Source organism: Sinorhizobium sp. M4_45 (genome assembly GCF_002885915.1).
GTDB classification, from domain to species: domain Bacteria; phylum Pseudomonadota; class Alphaproteobacteria; order Rhizobiales; family Rhizobiaceae; genus Sinorhizobium; species Sinorhizobium meliloti_A.
This window is the reverse complement of the sequence record NZ_NWVE01000005.1, coordinates 189,045-204,636: the sequence shown is the minus strand read 5'-3', so window position 1 is coordinate 204,636 and position 15,592 is coordinate 189,045. Positions and strand designations below refer to the sequence as shown.

Genomic DNA, 15,592 nt, shown 5'->3' with positions numbered 1-15,592 from the left:
TCCTGATGCTATGAGCGGCAGAAGATGACAGAACAGGATCCGCACATGTCGACGATCGAGGCCGCCAAGCCGAAGACAGAGGTAAGCCCGCTGCTCAAGCTCGTGCTGGAACTCGGCCCCCTGATGGTCTTCTTCTTCGCCAATTCGCGGGGCGAGTGGCTGGCTGGCCGTTTTCCCGCGCTGGCCGAGCTCGGCGGGCCGATCTTCATCGCGACCGGCCTGTTCATGGCGGCAACGGCGGCGGCGCTGATTGCTTCCTGGATCATGACCCGCACGCTGCCGATGATGCCGCTCGTCTCCGGCATCGTCGTCTTCGTCTTCGGCGCGCTGACGCTCTGGCTGCAGAACGACACCTTCATCAAGATGAAGCCGACCATCGTCAACACGCTCTTCGGCGCGATCCTGCTCGGCGGCCTCCTCTTCGGCAAATCGCTGCTCGGCTACGTCTTCCACGCCGCCTTCAAGCTGGACGAGGAGGGATGGCGGAAGCTGACGATCCGCTGGGGCGTGTTCTTCCTGTTCCTCGCCGTGCTCAACGAGGTGATCTGGCGCTCCTTCTCGACGGATTTCTGGGTCGCTTTCAAGGTCTGGGGCACCATGCCGATCACCATCCTCTTCACGCTCGCCCAGATGCCGCTGATCATGAAGCATTCGCTCGAACAGGATAGCGCGGAGTGACGATCGCGGCCGCCTCGCAGGACAATCAGCGACGAGCGGCGCTCTGGTTGCTTGCCTGCCTCGGCGTGCTGGCGATCCAGGTCCTCGTGCAGCACCTGATGGGGCGGTTATGGATCTGCGAATGCGGCTACATCAAGCTCTGGGAAGGCGTCGTCAAATCCAGCGGCAACTCCCAGCACCTTTCCGACTGGTACACGCCGTCCCATGTCATCCACGGCTTTCTCTTCTACGGCCTCGGTCACCTTCTCATGCGCGGCAAACCCTGGAGCGCTCGCCTGCTTCTCGCGACCGTGATCGAGTCCGCCTGGGAGATCGCGGAGAACACGCCGGTGGTGATCAACCGTTACCGGGCCGCGACGATCTCGCTCGATTATTTCGGCGACAGCATCCTGAATTCGGCCATGGACACGCTCGCCATGGCTGTCGGCTTTCTCATCGCCTTGCGGCTGCCGGTCGCAGCCACGGTCGCGATCGCCATCGTTTTCGAACTCTTCACCGGCTATATGGTGCGCGACAACCTGACGCTCAACGTGCTGATGCTGGTCTGGCCGCTCGATGCGGTGAAGGCTTGGCAGGCGGGCGTTTAGCCGCTCCTTCGATAGGGAAGTGAGGTGTCGCGAGTCTCCTTCGCCCCCCTTGCGGGAGAAGGTGGCCGGCAGGCCGGATGAGGGCGGTCGCGGTCTACGAGCCCGCAAGCGCCTTGTCGATCGCCGGCAGCAGCCCTTCCCTGAGGCTCTTTTCGTCGAAGGGGCCGGCACGCTTGTAGAGGATCGTGCCGTCAGCGGCGACGAGGAAGGATTCCGGGATGCCGTAGACGCCCCAGTCTATCGCCGCCTTTCCGTTCGGATCGACGCCGATTGCAGAAAAAGGGTTGCCGAGTTCGCCGAGGAAGCGCAGCGCGTTTTCGTTCCGGTCCTTGTAGTTGATGCCGACGACGGTGAGGCGCGGGTCTTTCGACAGCTGAAGAATGATCGGATGCTCCTGCCGACAGGGCACGCACCAGGAGGCCCAGACATTGACGAGCGTGAGCTTGCCCTTGACCGCCGTGTCGTCGAGAGCCGGCATGGGTTCGCCCGATGGCGTTGCAGCCCCTTCGAGCGGCGGCATGGCGAGCATCGGCGCCTTGGTGCCGATCAGCGCCGAGGGGATTTCGCTGACGTCCCTGCCGGAGTTCAACTGGCTCCAGAAGATAAGTGCGAGCACCGCGAAGATGAGGAGCGGAAGCGCCGCCATGAGATAGCGGAAGGCTCCGGGCCTGCGCTCGTCCTGCGGCGTCTCAGCGTTCGTCATTTGCCCCCTCCGGCCGGCAGTTCCGCGGAGCGGCGGCGGATCCCGGCGGCCTCGAGCTGCTGCAATTCGCGCCTGCGGGCGCGGCCGTCGGTGAGGACCCAGAGGATGAGTCCGGCTACCGTGGCGGCGGCAACCGCGTAGCTGGCAATGACATAGGCGGCATGGCTCATCATGGCGTAAGCTGCTCCCGGCCGGCATTGCGCGCCGCCTGGCGTCTGAGCGAGGCCACGCGACGGCGCCAGATCTCGTTGCGCATGGCGGCGATATGCAGGGTGAAGAACAGGAGCGTGAAGGCGATCGCCATGACGATGAGCGGCCGCAGGAATTCCGGATCGATCGTCGGCCCGTCGAGGCGCATGACGCTTGCAGGCTGATGCAGCGTGTTCCACCATTCGACCGAGAACTTGATGATCGGGATGTTGACGAAACCGACGAGGATAAGCACGGCCGAGACGCGCGCCGATCGGCTCGGCTCCTCCATGGCGCGGTTCAGTGCGATCAGCCCTAGATACATGAGGAAGAGCACGAAGACCGAGGTCAGCCGCGCATCCCAGACCCACCAGGTGCCCCACATCGGCTTGCCCCAGAGCGAGCCGGTGACGAGGGCCAGAAAGGTGAAGCAGGCGCCGATCGGCGCTGCGGCTCTTGCCGAGACGTCGGCGAGCGGATGACGCCAGACGAGCGTGCCGAGTGCGGAGATCGCCATGACCGTGTAGCACATCATGGAAAGCCAGGCCGAAGGCACATGCACATACATGATGCGCACCGTCTCGCCCTGCTGGTAGTCGCCCTCGGTGGTGAAGGAGAGCCAGAGCCCGGCCGCAAAGACGAGCAGCGTGAGAGCAGCAAGCCAGGGCAGCACGCGATCCGTCAGCGCCAGGAACCGGGTGGGGTTGGCGAGCTCGCTGAATTTCCGTATGGCCAGGCTGTTTTCACTCATGACCGTTCTTTAACGCGGAAGGCCGGCTTCCGCAATTCATCCTAAGGTGCCGCGTCTCGTCAGTCGGCCGAGTGCCTGAGTGCCGCCGCGGCCGCCACTGGTCCGATCACCGCGAAGAACAGGGTTATCGCCATCAATATCATGAAAGGCGGCAGAAACGGGGCCGGATCCTCGATCGCCGCATAGACCGCGCTGACGCCGAAGATGAGCACCGGTACCGCAAGCGGCAGGACGAGGATCGAGACGAGCAGCCCGCCGCGCGGCAGCGCCACCGCGACCGCAGCGCCGACCGCGCCGATGAAGGTTATCGCCGGCGTCCCCGCGAGCAGGGTGACCATGGTGGCCCCGATGGCGCCTTCGTCCATGTTCATGAACAGTCCGAGAAAGGGCGAGGCGATCACCAGCGGCAGGCCGGTGGCGGTCCAATGAGCGGCGCATTTGACGAGGACGGCCAGGAGCAATGGCGTCTCCTGCATCATGATGAGGTCGAGCGAACCGTCTTCCCGCTCCGCCTGAAAGAGCCTGTCGAGCCCGAGCAGCGCCGCGAGCAGCGCGCCGATCCAGAGAATCGCCGGGCCGATGCGGGCGAGCAGGTTCAGATCGGGGCCGACGCCGAAGGGGATGACCGCGACGACGGTCATGAAGAAAAGCACGCCGATCATCGCGCCGCCGCCGGCGCGCACCGAAAGCTTGAGATCCCGGAAGAAGAGCGCGATCAATGGACGAACCCCGTCATTTCAAGGCTTTTCGCCCCCGCGAATCCAAGCGGCTGGTGGGTGGCCGCGACGACGACGCCGCCGCGGTCGAGATGGGCGGCGACCAGGCCGGCAAAAAGCCTGTCGGCGCTGACGTCGAGCGCCGCCGTCGGCTCGTCGAGAAGCCAGATGGGCCGGAAGGCGACAATGAGCTTCGCCATGGCCATGCGCCGCTGCTGACCGGCGGAAAGATAGCCGAAGGGCAGATGAATGATGTCGGCGAGCCCCACTGCCTCCGCCGCTTCGACGAGGCCGATGCCGGAGCCGCCCGGCGAATCGCCAAGGAAGCGCTGCCAGAAGGTGAGGTTTTCCTCCACCGTCAGCTCGCGCTTCATCGCGTTGCGGTGGCCGAGATAGTGGCTGAGTTCGCGCGGATGTTCGTATCCCGATGGGCCGTCCTCCAGCCGGACGCGGCCCGATTCCGGCTCGAGAAGCCCCGCCAGGACGCGCAGGAGCGTCGACTTGCCGGCACCGTTCGGACCCGTTACCACAAGCGCCTCGCCGGCAGCCAGCGCGAACGAAATATCGTTGAAAATCAGGTCCTCGCCGCGCCTCGCACTCAAACCTTCAGCCATGAGGCGCATGAATTTCCAGCTTCCCTTGACGTGTCTTTGCGCGGAGCAAAAAAAGTTCCGATTGAACCTTGGTTGGTCTGGCACGATTTGGAGAAATTATCTATAAGGCGGCCAACACGCCAGCGGTCGGCGTGAATTTCATCCTAGCGCCGAACATGGAACGAGCTTCCACGTACGGACAGCGGAAATGACCGTACCCGCATCCCACTTCGCGCCTCACAGGTGCTCGGGCGTTCGTACGTCAGTTTTTGGCGATCAGACGGAACGGGGTATCATCCAGTGTCCAAATCCCTAGACAGCTTCAATTGTCGCTCCACGCTCACGGTCAACGGCGTGGACTATGTCTACTACAGCCTGCCGACGGCGGAGGCGAACGGCCTCGCCGGCATCTCGAAGCTTCCCTATTCGATGAAGGTTCTGCTGGAAAACCTGTTGCGCAATGAAGATGGACGCTCGGTCACCAAGAAGGACATCGAAAACATCGCCGCATGGCTCGGCGACAAGGGCACGGCCGAGAACGAGATCGCCTATCGCCCGGCGCGCGTGCTGATGCAGGACTTCACCGGCGTTCCGGCCGTCGTCGACCTCGCGGCAATGCGCGACGCGATGGTTTCGCTCGGGGGCGACCCGGAAAAGATCAATCCGCTCGTTCCCGTCGATCTCGTCATCGACCACTCGGTGATCGTCGACGAATTCGGCACGCCGACCGCTTTTGCCCGCAATGTCGAGCTTGAATACCAGCGCAACGGCGAGCGCTACCGCTTTCTCAAATGGGGCCAGCAGGCCTTCAAGAACTTCCGCGTCGTGCCGCCCGGCACCGGCATCTGTCACCAGGTCAATCTCGAATATCTGGGCCAGGCCGTCTGGACCAGGGAAGAGGACGGCGAAGTCACCGCCTATCCGGATACCTGCGTCGGCACGGACAGCCACACGACGATGATCAATGGGCTGGGCGTGCTCGGTTGGGGCGTCGGCGGCATCGAAGCCGAAGCGGCGATGCTCGGCCAGCCGGTTTCCATGCTCCTGCCGGAAGTCATCGGCTTCAAGCTCACCGGCAGGCTCAAGGAAGGCGTGACCGCGACCGACCTCGTGCTTACCGTCGTGCAGATGCTGCGCAAGAAGGGCGTCGTCTCCAAGTTCGTCGAATTCTTCGGCTCCGGCCTCGACAACATGACGCTCGCGGATCGCGCGACGATCGGCAATATGGGCCCGGAATACGGCGCCACCTGCGGCTTCTTCCCGGTCGATGCCGAAACGATCAACTACCTCACCATCTCGGGTCGTGAAGAGAGCCGCATCGCGCTGGTCGAAGCCTATTCCAAGGCCCAAGGCATGTGGCGGGAAGGGGATGGTTCCGAGCTCGTCTTCACCGACACGCTGGAACTCGACCTCGGCGACGTCGTGCCGTCGATGGCCGGCCCCAAGCGCCCCGAGGGCCGCATCGCGCTCGAGAACATCGCCTCCGGCTTCGCGGCGGCGCTCGACAACGACTACAAGAAGCCCGGCCAGCTCGCCAACCGCTACGCGGTCGAGGGCACCGACTACGATCTTGGTCATGGCGACGTCGCGATCGCCGCGATAACCTCCTGCACCAACACGTCGAACCCCTCGGTGCTGATCGCCGCCGGCCTGCTTGCCCGCAAGGCGGTCGCCAAGGGCCTGAAGACGAAGCCCTGGGTCAAGACGTCGCTGGCGCCCGGATCGCAGGTCGTCGCCGAGTACCTGTCGAAATCCGGCCTCCAGACAGATCTCGACAAGCTCGGCTTCAATCTGGTCGGCTTCGGCTGCACAACCTGCATCGGCAATTCCGGCCCGCTGCCGACGGAGATCTCCAAGACGATCAACGACAAGGGTCTGATCGCCGCCGGCGTGCTTTCCGGCAACCGCAACTTCGAAGGCCGCATCTCGCCGGACGTACAGGCGAACTATCTCGCCTCGCCGCCGCTCGTCGTCGCCTACGCGCTGGCGGGTTCCGTCCAGAAGGACCTGACAAAGGAGCCGATCGGCGAAGACCAGAATGGGCAACCCATCTACCTCAGGGACATCTGGCCGACTTCGCAGGAGATCCAGGAGTTCATCTTCAAATACGTCACCCGCGAGCTCTACGCGACCAAATATGCGGACGTGTTCAAGGGCGACGCCAACTGGCAGGCTGTCCAGGTTCCGGCCGGCCAGACCTATGCCTGGGACGAGGGGTCCACCTACGTCCAGAACCCGCCCTACTTCGTCGGCATGGGCAAGAAGGGCGCCGGCATTTCCGACATCAAGAACGCCCGTGTCCTCGGTCTCTTCGGCGACAAGATTACCACCGACCACATTTCCCCGGCCGGTTCGATCAAGGCGGCCTCGCCTGCCGGCGCCTATCTGCTCGAGCACGGCGTCGGGATTGCCGACTTCAACCAATACGGCACGCGCCGCGGCAATCATGAGGTGATGATGCGCGGCACCTTCGCCAATATCCGCATCCGCAACCACATGCTCGGCCCGAACGGCAAGGAAGGCGGTTATACGATCCACTATCCCTCAAAGGAGGAGATGTCGATCTATGACGCGGCCATGCAGTACAAGGAGGAGGGCGTTCCGCTCGTCATCTTCGCCGGCGTCGAATACGGCAACGGCTCTTCGCGTGACTGGGCGGCCAAGGGCACCAACCTCCTCGGCGTCAAGGCCGTGATTGCCCAGTCCTTCGAACGCATCCATCGTTCGAACCTGGTCGGCATGGGCGTCGTACCCTTCGTCTTCGAGGAAGGCACGACCTGGGAATCTTTGGCTCTCAAGGGCGACGAAGTCGTGACGATCGAGAATCTCGCCAATGTCCAGCCGCGCGAGAAGCGCGTGGCGAAGATCACCTATGGCGACGGCTCGGTGAAGGAGGTCCCGCTCATTTGCCGCATCGATACGCTCGACGAGGTCACCTACGTCAACAATGGCGGCATCCTGCAGACGGTTCTGCGCGATCTCGCCGCCTGATCGGCGACGTATGAACAGAAAGGCCGGGGCGTCCACATCGACGCCCCGGCTTTTTATTGTCCGGTCCACAGGGTTTTGGCCGGCTTTGCGGCAGTCACTCCAACGTGACTTTTCGTTGAAGAATACCCGTCGTATGTAGGGGTCTCCCCGCGCGGCAAACGCGTTGAAGCGACGCACTTCCGGATGGAAACGTTCCACATTTTCCCGGAAGTGCTCTAACGAGCACGAACAAAGACGCCATGATATCCGCCTGCACACCAACAATCCGACGTCTCGCCCTGGCGATCGGGCTGTTTGGTGCGTTCTGCGGAGCATCCGCAGCGGATGACGGCAGGGCGGCCGAGAGCGGGCCGGTGAAGGATGGAGCGGTCAAGGACGGGGCGCTCAAAGGCGTCGTCGAACTCTTCACCAGCCAGGGCTGCTCCTCCTGTCCCCCGGCGGACGCGGCGCTCAAGAAGCTCGTCGATGAAGGCGAGGTCGTCGCGCTCGCCTATCATGTCGACTATTGGAACTATCTCGGATGGGCGGACACGCTCGCTTCCAAGGAAAATACCGAGCGGCAATATGCCTATGCGCGCATGCTCGGCCGCTACGGCGTCTATACGCCGCAGGCGATCCTGAACGGGCGCGACCACGCCAACGGCGCGGACCTGCCGGCCATCAGGAACCGGCTTGCCTTGATGGACGAGAAGGGCAAGGGCCTGTCGGTGCCGATCGCCGCCTCGATCGGCGGCGATGAAATCTCCATCAAGGTCGGTGCCGGCAAAGGCAGGGCGAATGTCGTCGTCGTCTATTTCGACCGGGCAAGGGTGGTCAAGGTCGAGAAGGGCGAGAACAGCGGCAAGGAGATCGCGTATTGGCATGCCGTGCGCGACATCCAGACCATCGGCATGTGGGAGGGCAAGCCCGCGGAGTTCACGCTGCCGGCCTCCGTCCTGTTCGAAGGCCAGGGCAACAGCGGTTGCGCGGTGCTGCTGCAATCGATGAAGGACAAGGAAACGCCGGGAGCCATTATCGGTGCCGCAACGGTTCTCGCGGGGCCGCAGGGAAAGCTCTGATGACAGGAAATGTTCCGCATCGCTTGCGGCGGAACAGGGGATGGTTCGGCCCGGCAGCATCGAGGGGCTGGGGCTGAGGGTTCGAAGTTACCGGACCGAACCAGCCATGTCTGCGTTCGAGAACCTCCCGCAGCATGACGGCTGGCCGGACATACGGTGGCAACGACTCTGTCCGGCAGCGGTCGGAGTGTTGCGGCGAATTGGGGCGGCGTTTTGACTGAATTGCGGCAGCCCCAAGAATTGCTGACATTGATCAACAGCTTCCGGCTTGCTTTTCCGATCGTGTGAGGCACACTGTCGTGGTCCTGTCACATTAGAAGGCCGAAATGCCGATGACTGATGAAACGGATTTGCCGCGAGGCGAAGCACGTCACTACGGCCAGACCACCTCCGATGTGGTCGTCGATCTTCACGAATACAAGCAAGCCAAGAACCCCCCGCCCGTCACCTTCCATCGCCGCGAACTCGACCTGATTCTCAAGGTCTACGGCCGTATGGTGGGCGAAGGGGAGTGGCGCGACTATGCGATCGACCACCTGAGGGACCGGGCCGTTTTTTCGGTGTTCAAGCGCGCCGGAGAAGTGCCTCTCTACCGCATCGAGAAAAACCCGAAGCTCGCCGCGAAACAGGGCGCCTTCAGCGTGCTCAACGCTCACGGGACGATATTGAAGCGAGGCCACGAGCTCGCCCAGGTGCTCAAGGCCTTCGACAAGGTGCTGAAGCTCGTCAAAACCTGACCGACATATCACTCGGAGCCGCCCCTCATCCGCCTGCCGGCACCTTCTCCCCGCAGGCGGGGCGAAGGGACAAGCGGCAGCGCTTCGCCTCGGCCCCCTCTTCCCGCGTGCGGATTTATCCCTGAATCGGTTGGCGGCGCCAAACCGCTTGCATCGAAGCGTGCCATCCGTGTTGCGAATCAGATAAGTGTATGCTTATCTGACGTCATGACTGAGAACGACATATTCAAAGCGCTCGCCGACCCGACACGCCGTGCAATCTTCGAGAAGCTGGCGAGCGGAAGCATGAACGCCAGTGCCTTGCGCAACGGAATGGACATCAGCCAGCCGGCCATGTCCCAACATCTCCACGTGTTGCGTAATGCAAAGCTGGTTCGGGAGGAACGGCAGGGGCGCTTCGTGAACTACGAGGTCGACCCGGAGGGGCTGGCGCTCGTTGCCGGATGGCTGGCGAAGTATCGCGCCTACTGGCCGGCGCGGATCGATGCGTTGAAGGTCTTGCTGAGGGATATGGATCAATGAACGATGTGGAACTGAACGAGCCGGCAAGGAATCTGGTGCTCGAATACGAACTCGATGAATCGCCCGAAAAGGTGTGGCGGGCAATCAGCATGCCTGAGTTCCGTGAGCGATGGCTGCCCAGGCGGGAACTGGCTGGGGCTGAGCCTGTCTCCACCGCACCGGGCAAGGAAATTCGCTACAGAATGCGCGACGACGAACCTCCCTTTCTCGAAAGCCTCGTGGCGTTCCAGGTCAGGCCCAGCAATGACGGCGGCACGATTCTGAAAATTATCCATGGGCTGGAGGATGAGCGGCTGGCTCCGCGAACTCCGCCGGCGGCGAACAGCAACCGGCTTTGGCTGATGCGCGCCGCCTGACGCCTCATTCTACCAAAACAAGCTCATCAGACAGGAGTTCGCCTATGCGCGAAGCGATGCAACTCGTCCCTATGGTCGTCGAGCAATCCAGCCGTGGCGAGCGCTCATTCGACATCTATTCCCGCCTGCTGCGTGAGCGAATAATCTTTCTGAACGGCGAGGTGAACGATGCAGTGTCTGCTCTCGTTTGCGCACAGTTGTTGTTCCTGGAAGCCGAAAGCCCTAAAAAACCGATCCAACTCTATATAAACTCGCCCGGCGGTGTCGTTACCAGCGGCTTCGCGATGTACGACACGATGCGTTACATCCGGGCGCCCGTGCATACGCTTTGCATGGGGACGGCCCGTTCGATGGGTTCGTTCCTGCTGATGGCAGGCGAAGCGGGCGAGCGCACCGCCCTGCCCAATGCAAGCATCCTCGTCCATCAACCTTCGGGCGGCTTTCAGGGACGGGCCTCCGATATGCTCATCCATGCCGAGGAAATCAGGCGAACCAAACACCGCATGACGCGGCTTTATGCCGAGCATTGCGGGCGAACATATGAAGAATTCGAGCGCGCGATGGATCGCGACCGTTTCATGACGGCGGAAGAAGCTCTGGAGTGGGGTCTGATCGACCGCATCCTCACCGAACGGGAATTGGGCGCTGAATTTGACGCTTGAAGCTCACCTGCGCAAGCTCAGCTCCTATAAAGCGTATCCGGATAGACGCCCTCGGCGGGCTTCGTTGCGGTTCCTTCTCCGAGCGGCCGCTGCATGAAGGCCGTATCAAGCCACCGGCCATGCTTGAAGCCGGTTGCCTTCATCAGCCCCTGCAGTTCGAAGCCGAGCGCCCGGTGCAGGGCGATCGATGAGGGGTGCGCCCCGCCGATTACCGCTATCATCTGGCGGAAGCCGAGAGCCGTACAGCGCCCGATCAGTTCGGAAAGCAGCGCCTTGCCGATGCCCTTGCCCCGTGCTTCCGGCGAAAGATAGATCGAATCCTCCACCAGGAACCGATAGGCGGTGCGGTTGCGGAAGGCGGAGGCATAGGCATAGCCGATAACCGCGCCACGCTCGTCCAGCGCGACCACATAGGGGTAGCCGTTGCCGGTGATCGTGGAGAAGCGGAGCGCCATCTCGGCTTCGGATGGCGGCGTCTCCTCATAGGTCGCGACCCCGTTCAAAACGGACTCGCGATAGATCTCGGTGATCGAGCGGAGGTCGGCGGCAACGGCGTCGCGGAGCGTGGCGGTCATGGAATTCTTCGCGCATTATGGCTGGAGATGTACTGTCTCGCATGGATGCGCCGGATCGATCAAGGCCGGTTTCGGGCAAACAAAAAGGCGGCCGAAGCCGCCTTTTCCGTCAAACCGGTTCGCTACTACTCGTTCCTGTTGCCAAGGAACTGCAGCATGAACATGAACAGGTTGATGAAGTCGAGGTAGAGCGTCAGCGCACCCATGATGGCCTTGCGGCCGGCGACCAAGGCGTCATCGCCTTCGAAGTACATTTCCTTGAGCTTCTGCGTGTCGTAGGCGGTCAGGCCGGCGAAGATGAGCACGCCGATCACCGAGATCGCGAAGCCGAGTGCCGAAGAGGCAAGGAAGATGTTGACGACGGATGCGATGATCACGCCGAAGAGGCCCATGATCAGGAACGATCCGAGGCCCGAAAGGTCCTTCTTCGTCGTATAGCCGTAAAGCGACAGGGCACCGAACGAAGCAGCCGTCACGAAGAACGTCTGCACGATGCTCTGGCCGGTGAAGACCAGGAAGATCGACGACAGAGACAGGCCCATCAACGCCGCATAGACCCAGAAAGTCGTCTGCGCCGCGGAAACGCTCATGGAATTGATGCGGAAGCTCAGGAAGAACACCAGCGCAAGAGGCGCCAGCATCACGACCCACTTCAGGGGAGAACCGTAGATAAGCTGGGCGAATGCCGGATTAGAGGCGGCAAGCGCATAGGTTCCGTAAGCTGCCACGCCGGTAATCGCCAGGCCGAGGGCCATCAGGTTGTAGACCTTCAGCATATAAGCGCGAAGGCCTTCGTCGATCACGGCACCCGCCTGAGCGCCGGCGGGCGACATTCGGGTTTGGTAGTTTCTCAGATCAGCCATTGTTTCCTCATTTAAGCCCCGGTTGAAGTTACGGTGTCGGGCGGCGAACCTTGTCGTTCCTTTGCGCGCCCAGGCGCCGCTGCGGGGCTCCAGCATGCCTGTGGACAAATATGATGGTGAACGCCGTCATGCACAAGGGCGAAGCGCTTGGAATCGAACAAAGTCGGCCCGCCGGACCATCAAACTGGAGTGATTTACGGTTAACTCGGCCGTCATGGCCGAAATCGCGCATCAGGCATGGCAGGATCAGAGTTCCCGCAGTACCGGAGCGGCCTTTTGCCCGAGGACGCGCCAGGTTCCGGCGAGGCCGATCCCGACCGTCACGACCAGCGCAAGAACGATGGTCGCGACCGCAACGTCCGGCAGGAAGCTCGACGGCAGGGTCATGATGCGGCTGACGACGAACCAGGCCGAAACGCTGCCGGCGAAAAGCGCGAAGACGGCAGTCGCCAGGCCGAGAATGACGTATTCGTAGCTGAAGGCGCGGATCAGGGTCGCCCGCGTCGCGCCGAGCGTCTTCAGGACCACGGCATCGTGAATGCGGGCACGGTTGCCGGCGGCAAGTGCGCCGGCAAGCACGAGGATAGAAGCGACAAGCGCGACCGCCGCGGCCGCGCGCACCGCAGTTGCAAGCTGCCCGAGCAGCGTATTGACGATGTCGAGCGCGTCCTTCACGCGCACGCTGGTGATCGTCGGGTAGGCATTCGTCACTCTCTTCAACACCGCCGCCTCCTCCTCGGCCGAGGCGTCGGGATCGATGATGGTCGCGAGCCAGGCATGCGGGGCGCCGGCGAAGGTGTTCGGCGAGAAGACCATGACGAAATTGATCGAAAGGGACTCCCACTCGACCTCGCGGAAATTGGCGATCCGGGCCGTGATGTTGCGGCCGAGCACGTTGACGGTCACCGTATCGCCGAGCTTCAGCCCGAGCTCGCGGGCCTCCTCCGCCGAGAAGGAGACGAGCGGCTCGCCGCCATAGTCCTCGGGCCACCAGCTGCCTTCGGTGAGTTTGGAATTTTCCGGCCTGTTCTTGGCATAGGTGATGCCGCGATCTCCGCGCAGCACCCATTGGCCGCCGGGGGGAACGTTGCGGCTGTTCACATCCTCGCCGTTGAGCGCGACGATGCGCCCGCGCAGCATCGGCACTTCGATGATCTTGCCCTCCGGCATCGCTCCCGCGAGCACGGAGCGGAAGCCTTCGATCTCGCTGCCCTGAATGTCGACAAAGAAGAAGTTGGGCGCGCGCTCGGCCATGTCGCCGGTGAGCTCGCGCCGCAGATTGCCGTCGATGAGCGCCAGCGTCACCAGAAGAGTGAGGCCGAGGCCGAGCGACAGCACCACCGACGGCGTCAAGGCACCCGGCCGGTGAATGTTGCCGATGGCCAGTCTCAGCGCCGGCGAATTGACGCGCGGGCTGCGCCGCGCCAGCCAGGATATGAGGAGCGAAACCCCGCGCAGCACGATGAAGGCAAAGGCGATCGCGCCAAGAAAGATCAGCGAAATGGAACGGTCATAGGCGGCCCAGACCGCGAGCCCGGCAAGTCCTGCCAGGCAGATGAAGGCGCCGGCGAGATAGGGCAGGGCAGGCAAGCCGGCCGGCTCGAAACCCTGCTGCCGGAAAAGCGCGGTTGCCGGCACACGGCGCGCCCGCCCGAGCGGCAGGATGGCGAAGGTCAGCGCCGTCAGAAGGCCGAAAAGCGCCGCAAGACCCAGGGCCGAGGGATAGAGCACGAATGCGGTGGATACGGGCAGCAGGCCGGCAAGGAACTGCGCTGCCACGAAGGGGATGAGAGCGCCGAGCACGAGGCCGATCGCGATCCCGATGAGGGCGATCATCAGGATCTGCACAAGGTAGATCATCGCGACCAGCGACGCCGGAGCGCCGAGACATTTGAAAGTCGCGATGACGCTGCGCTTGCCGTCGAGATAGGAGCGTACGGCGTTGGCAACCCCCACGCCTCCGACGATCAGCGCCGTCAGCCCGACGAGCGTCAGGAATTGGGAGAAACGCGTGATGTTTGCATTGAGGGAGGGTGCGGCATTGCCGCTCGTCCGTATCGACCAGCCGGCGGAGGGAAAGCGCGTCTCGGCCTGCACGCGAATGAGCGGCACGTCTGCGGGATCCGGCAGGCGGACCTTGTAGGTGTGTTCGACAAGGCTGCCGGTCTGCACGAGCCCGGAAGCGGCAAGCGCATCGGAGGAAATCATCAGCCGCGGCGCGAAACCGAAGCCGTCGGAAAGAGCGTCGGGTTCGCTGGCGAGTACCGCGCCGACCCGGATACGCGCATTGCCGATGAGAATTTCCGCGCCCGGCGAGATGCCGAGGCGCTCGAGAAGCAGCGGTGCGGCGACTGCGCCGAACACCTCGCCGTCCTTCGCCAGCAATTCAGGGAGCGGCTTTGCCGGCTCGCTTTCGAGCTTGCCGTAAAGCGGGTAGGCGCCGTCCACGGCCTTGAGCTCCACCAGCGCCTGGTTGGAGCCGTCCGGGAGCCGCGCCATGGAACGCAGACCCGCGGATACCGAAACCTCGCCGAGACCCTGGAGGAAGGCACGCTCGTCCGCGGTCGCCACCCGATTGTTGAGCTCGAACCGGATGTCGCCGGCGAGCAGTTCCTGCCCTTGCGAGGCGATCGTTTCGCTGATCGACTGGGACAGCGAGTTGACCCCGGCGATCGCGGTCGTACCGAGGGCGATGCAGGCGAGGAAAATATAGAAGCCCCTCAGGCCCCCGCGCATTTCCCGGAGCGCCAGACGAAGCGCGAACAGCGGGCGAAGCGCGAGCAGAGGGCGCAGGGAAATCGTCGGGAGCAGCCGCCGGACGGCAACCGTCCCGCTCATGCGGACACGGCTCCCTGCCGGGCCGAGGCGGAGAGCCGTTCAGCGTCGGGGACGATTTCACCGGAGCGGACGCGTATCTGTCTTTCGCAGCGTCCGGCGAGCGCCGCATCATGCGTGACGAGAACGAGCGTCATGCCACGCTCGCGCTGTTCGGCAAAGAGGAGGTCGGCGATCTGTCGGCCGGTCTCCGCGTCGAGGTTGCCCGTCGGCTCGTCGGCGATCAGCAGCTTCGGAGAGGGCGCGAGCGCCCGGGCGATCGCCACGCGCTGCTGTTCGCCGCCGGAAAGCTGCCCGGGGTAGTGCGTCAGCCGTTCGCCGAGCCCCACGGCGATCAGTTCCTTACGCGCTATGTCGAATGCATTGCGGACATTCGCGAGCTCGAGCGGCACCGCGACGTTCTCGAGCGCGGTCATGTTCGGGATGAGATGGAAGGACTGGAAAACGATGCCGACATTGCGGCCGCGGAAATCGGCGACTGCGTCCTCGCCGAGGCGGTGGAGCGCCGTGCCGTCAATGATGATTTCGCCGCCGTCGAGCCGCTCCAGCCCGGCCATGACCATGAGCAGAGTCGATTTGCCCGAGCCCGAGGGGCCGACGATACCCACCGATTCGCCGGCATCGATCGCGAGGCTTACGCCCTTCAGCACATGCACGGACGCCGCGGCTTCGCCCAGCGTCAGATCCGCATTTTTCAACTCGATGATGGTTTTTGCCACGCGAAAGAGCCCTATATGAAAATTTGATACGGATCATCAAACAATTGTCCGCCGATT

At 63.2% G+C, this 15,592-nt stretch carries 17 protein-coding genes; 8 read left to right on the top strand and 9 right to left on the bottom strand.

The window, feature by feature from the left end; translation table 11 throughout:
* Positions 1 to 45 precede the first annotated feature (45 nt).
* A complete protein-coding gene (locus tag CN933_RS16215) occupies positions 46 to 678 on the top strand; it encodes a septation protein A (protein ID WP_010970512.1) in 633 nt (210 codons plus the stop codon).
* A complete protein-coding gene (locus tag CN933_RS16210; protein ID WP_018097401.1) occupies positions 675 to 1,265 on the top strand; it encodes a DUF2585 domain-containing protein in 591 nt (196 codons plus the stop codon). The genes CN933_RS16215 and CN933_RS16210 overlap by 4 nt, the downstream gene beginning before the upstream one ends.
* A 94-nt stretch (positions 1,266 to 1,359) precedes the next feature.
* On the opposite strand, the gene CN933_RS16205 is transcribed toward CN933_RS16210, so the two are convergent.
* From CN933_RS16205 to ccmA, 5 genes are read right to left on the bottom strand one after another with little or no spacing between them, the layout of a single operon-like run.
* Positions 1,360 to 1,968, bottom strand: a complete 609-nt coding sequence (locus tag CN933_RS16205; RefSeq protein ID WP_018097400.1) for a DsbE family thiol:disulfide interchange protein — start codon at positions 1,966 to 1,968, stop codon at positions 1,360 to 1,362.
* Positions 1,965 to 2,141, bottom strand: coding sequence for a heme exporter protein CcmD (gene ccmD, locus CN933_RS16200; protein ID WP_018097399.1), 177 nt, complete (start codon positions 2,139 to 2,141; stop codon positions 1,965 to 1,967). The genes CN933_RS16205 and ccmD overlap by 4 nt, the downstream gene beginning before the upstream one ends.
* On the bottom strand, positions 2,138 to 2,908 hold the full coding sequence (locus CN933_RS16195) for a heme ABC transporter permease (protein ID WP_018097398.1): 771 nt from the start codon (positions 2,906 to 2,908) through the stop codon (positions 2,138 to 2,140). The genes ccmD and CN933_RS16195 overlap by 4 nt, the downstream gene beginning before the upstream one ends.
* Before the next feature lie 59 nt (positions 2,909 to 2,967).
* Positions 2,968 to 3,627, bottom strand: a complete 660-nt coding sequence (gene ccmB, locus CN933_RS16190) for a heme exporter protein CcmB (RefSeq protein WP_018097397.1) — start codon at positions 3,625 to 3,627, stop codon at positions 2,968 to 2,970.
* On the bottom strand, positions 3,624 to 4,238 hold the full coding sequence (gene ccmA / locus CN933_RS16185; protein WP_411932396.1) for a heme ABC exporter ATP-binding protein CcmA: 615 nt from the start codon (positions 4,236 to 4,238) through the stop codon (positions 3,624 to 3,626). Before ccmA ends, ccmB begins: the two co-directional genes overlap by 4 nt.
* A gap of 279 nt (positions 4,239 to 4,517) precedes the next feature.
* On the opposite strand from ccmA, the gene acnA reads away from it, so the two are divergent.
* The 6 genes from acnA (at position 4,518) to CN933_RS16155 (ending at position 10,543) form a co-directional block, all read left to right on the top strand.
* The gene (acnA, locus tag CN933_RS16180; RefSeq protein ID WP_018097395.1) at positions 4,518 to 7,208 is read left to right on the top strand and encodes an aconitate hydratase AcnA; all 2,691 of its coding nucleotides are present in this window, start codon (positions 4,518 to 4,520) and stop codon (positions 7,206 to 7,208) included.
* Between the two features lie 239 nt (positions 7,209 to 7,447).
* Positions 7,448 to 8,266: a DUF1223 domain-containing protein gene (locus CN933_RS16175; protein WP_018097394.1), complete on the top strand. Its 819-nt coding sequence runs from the start codon at positions 7,448 to 7,450 to the stop codon at positions 8,264 to 8,266.
* Positions 8,267 to 8,592: 326 nt separating this feature from the next.
* Positions 8,593 to 9,003 (top strand): DUF2794 domain-containing protein, encoded by a 411-nt coding sequence (locus CN933_RS16170; protein ID WP_018097393.1) that lies wholly within the window; start codon positions 8,593 to 8,595, stop codon positions 9,001 to 9,003.
* Between the two features lie 207 nt (positions 9,004 to 9,210).
* The gene (locus CN933_RS16165) at positions 9,211 to 9,525 is read left to right on the top strand and encodes an ArsR/SmtB family transcription factor (RefSeq protein WP_018097392.1); all 315 of its coding nucleotides are present in this window, start codon (positions 9,211 to 9,213) and stop codon (positions 9,523 to 9,525) included.
* Positions 9,522 to 9,881, top strand: a complete 360-nt coding sequence (locus CN933_RS16160) for an SRPBCC family protein (RefSeq protein ID WP_018097391.1) — start codon at positions 9,522 to 9,524, stop codon at positions 9,879 to 9,881. The genes CN933_RS16165 and CN933_RS16160 overlap by 4 nt, the downstream gene beginning before the upstream one ends.
* Before the next feature lie 44 nt (positions 9,882 to 9,925).
* Positions 9,926 to 10,543, top strand: coding sequence for an ATP-dependent Clp protease proteolytic subunit (locus CN933_RS16155; protein ID WP_026168845.1), 618 nt, complete (start codon positions 9,926 to 9,928; stop codon positions 10,541 to 10,543).
* Positions 10,544 to 10,560: 17 nt separating this feature from the next.
* Here CN933_RS16155 and CN933_RS16150 read toward each other — a convergent pair whose 3' ends face one another.
* From CN933_RS16150 to CN933_RS16135, 4 genes are all read right to left on the bottom strand, one after another.
* Entirely contained in the window at positions 10,561 to 11,118 is a 558-nt protein-coding gene (locus CN933_RS16150) for a GNAT family N-acetyltransferase (protein WP_018097389.1), read from the bottom strand.
* Between the two features lie 125 nt (positions 11,119 to 11,243).
* A complete protein-coding gene (locus CN933_RS16145; protein ID WP_018097388.1) occupies positions 11,244 to 11,981 on the bottom strand; it encodes a Bax inhibitor-1/YccA family protein in 738 nt (245 codons plus the stop codon).
* A 246-nt stretch (positions 11,982 to 12,227) separates the two neighbouring features.
* Positions 12,228 to 14,819, bottom strand: a complete 2,592-nt coding sequence (locus tag CN933_RS16140; protein WP_102761824.1) for an ABC transporter permease — start codon at positions 14,817 to 14,819, stop codon at positions 12,228 to 12,230.
* Entirely contained in the window at positions 14,816 to 15,535 is a 720-nt protein-coding gene (locus CN933_RS16135; RefSeq protein WP_018097386.1) for an ABC transporter ATP-binding protein, read from the bottom strand. The genes CN933_RS16140 and CN933_RS16135 overlap by 4 nt, the downstream gene beginning before the upstream one ends.
* Between the last annotated feature and the right edge of the window lie 57 nt (positions 15,536 to 15,592).

Bases quoted from the DNA above. Each gene is read 5' to 3' on its own strand.
- CN933_RS16170 (WP_018097393.1), top strand. From the start codon at position 8,593: ATGCCGATGACTGATGAAACGGATTTGCCGCGAGGCGAAGCACGTCAC.
- CN933_RS16140 (WP_102761824.1), bottom strand. From the start codon at position 14,819: ATGAGCGGGACGGTTGCCGTCCGGCGGCTGCTCCCGACGATTTCCCTG.
- CN933_RS16150 (WP_018097389.1), bottom strand. From the start codon at position 11,118: ATGACCGCCACGCTCCGCGACGCCGTTGCCGCCGACCTCCGCTCGATC.
- CN933_RS16175 (WP_018097394.1), top strand. From the start codon at position 7,448: ATGATATCCGCCTGCACACCAACAATCCGACGTCTCGCCCTGGCGATC.
- ccmD (WP_018097399.1), bottom strand. From the start codon at position 2,141: ATGATGAGCCATGCCGCCTATGTCATTGCCAGCTACGCGGTTGCCGCC.
- ccmA (WP_411932396.1), bottom strand. From the start codon at position 4,238: ATGGCTGAAGGTTTGAGTGCGAGGCGCGGCGAGGACCTGATTTTCAAC.
- CN933_RS16145 (WP_018097388.1), bottom strand. From the start codon at position 11,981: ATGGCTGATCTGAGAAACTACCAAACCCGAATGTCGCCCGCCGGCGCT.
- CN933_RS16215 (WP_010970512.1), top strand. From the start codon at position 46: ATGTCGACGATCGAGGCCGCCAAGCCGAAGACAGAGGTAAGCCCGCTG.
- CN933_RS16165 (WP_018097392.1), top strand. From the start codon at position 9,211: ATGACTGAGAACGACATATTCAAAGCGCTCGCCGACCCGACACGCCGT.
- CN933_RS16195 (WP_018097398.1), bottom strand. From the start codon at position 2,908: ATGAGTGAAAACAGCCTGGCCATACGGAAATTCAGCGAGCTCGCCAAC.
- CN933_RS16205 (WP_018097400.1), bottom strand. From the start codon at position 1,968: ATGACGAACGCTGAGACGCCGCAGGACGAGCGCAGGCCCGGAGCCTTC.
- CN933_RS16160 (WP_018097391.1), top strand. From the start codon at position 9,522: ATGAACGATGTGGAACTGAACGAGCCGGCAAGGAATCTGGTGCTCGAA.
- CN933_RS16155 (WP_026168845.1), top strand. From the start codon at position 9,926: ATGCGCGAAGCGATGCAACTCGTCCCTATGGTCGTCGAGCAATCCAGC.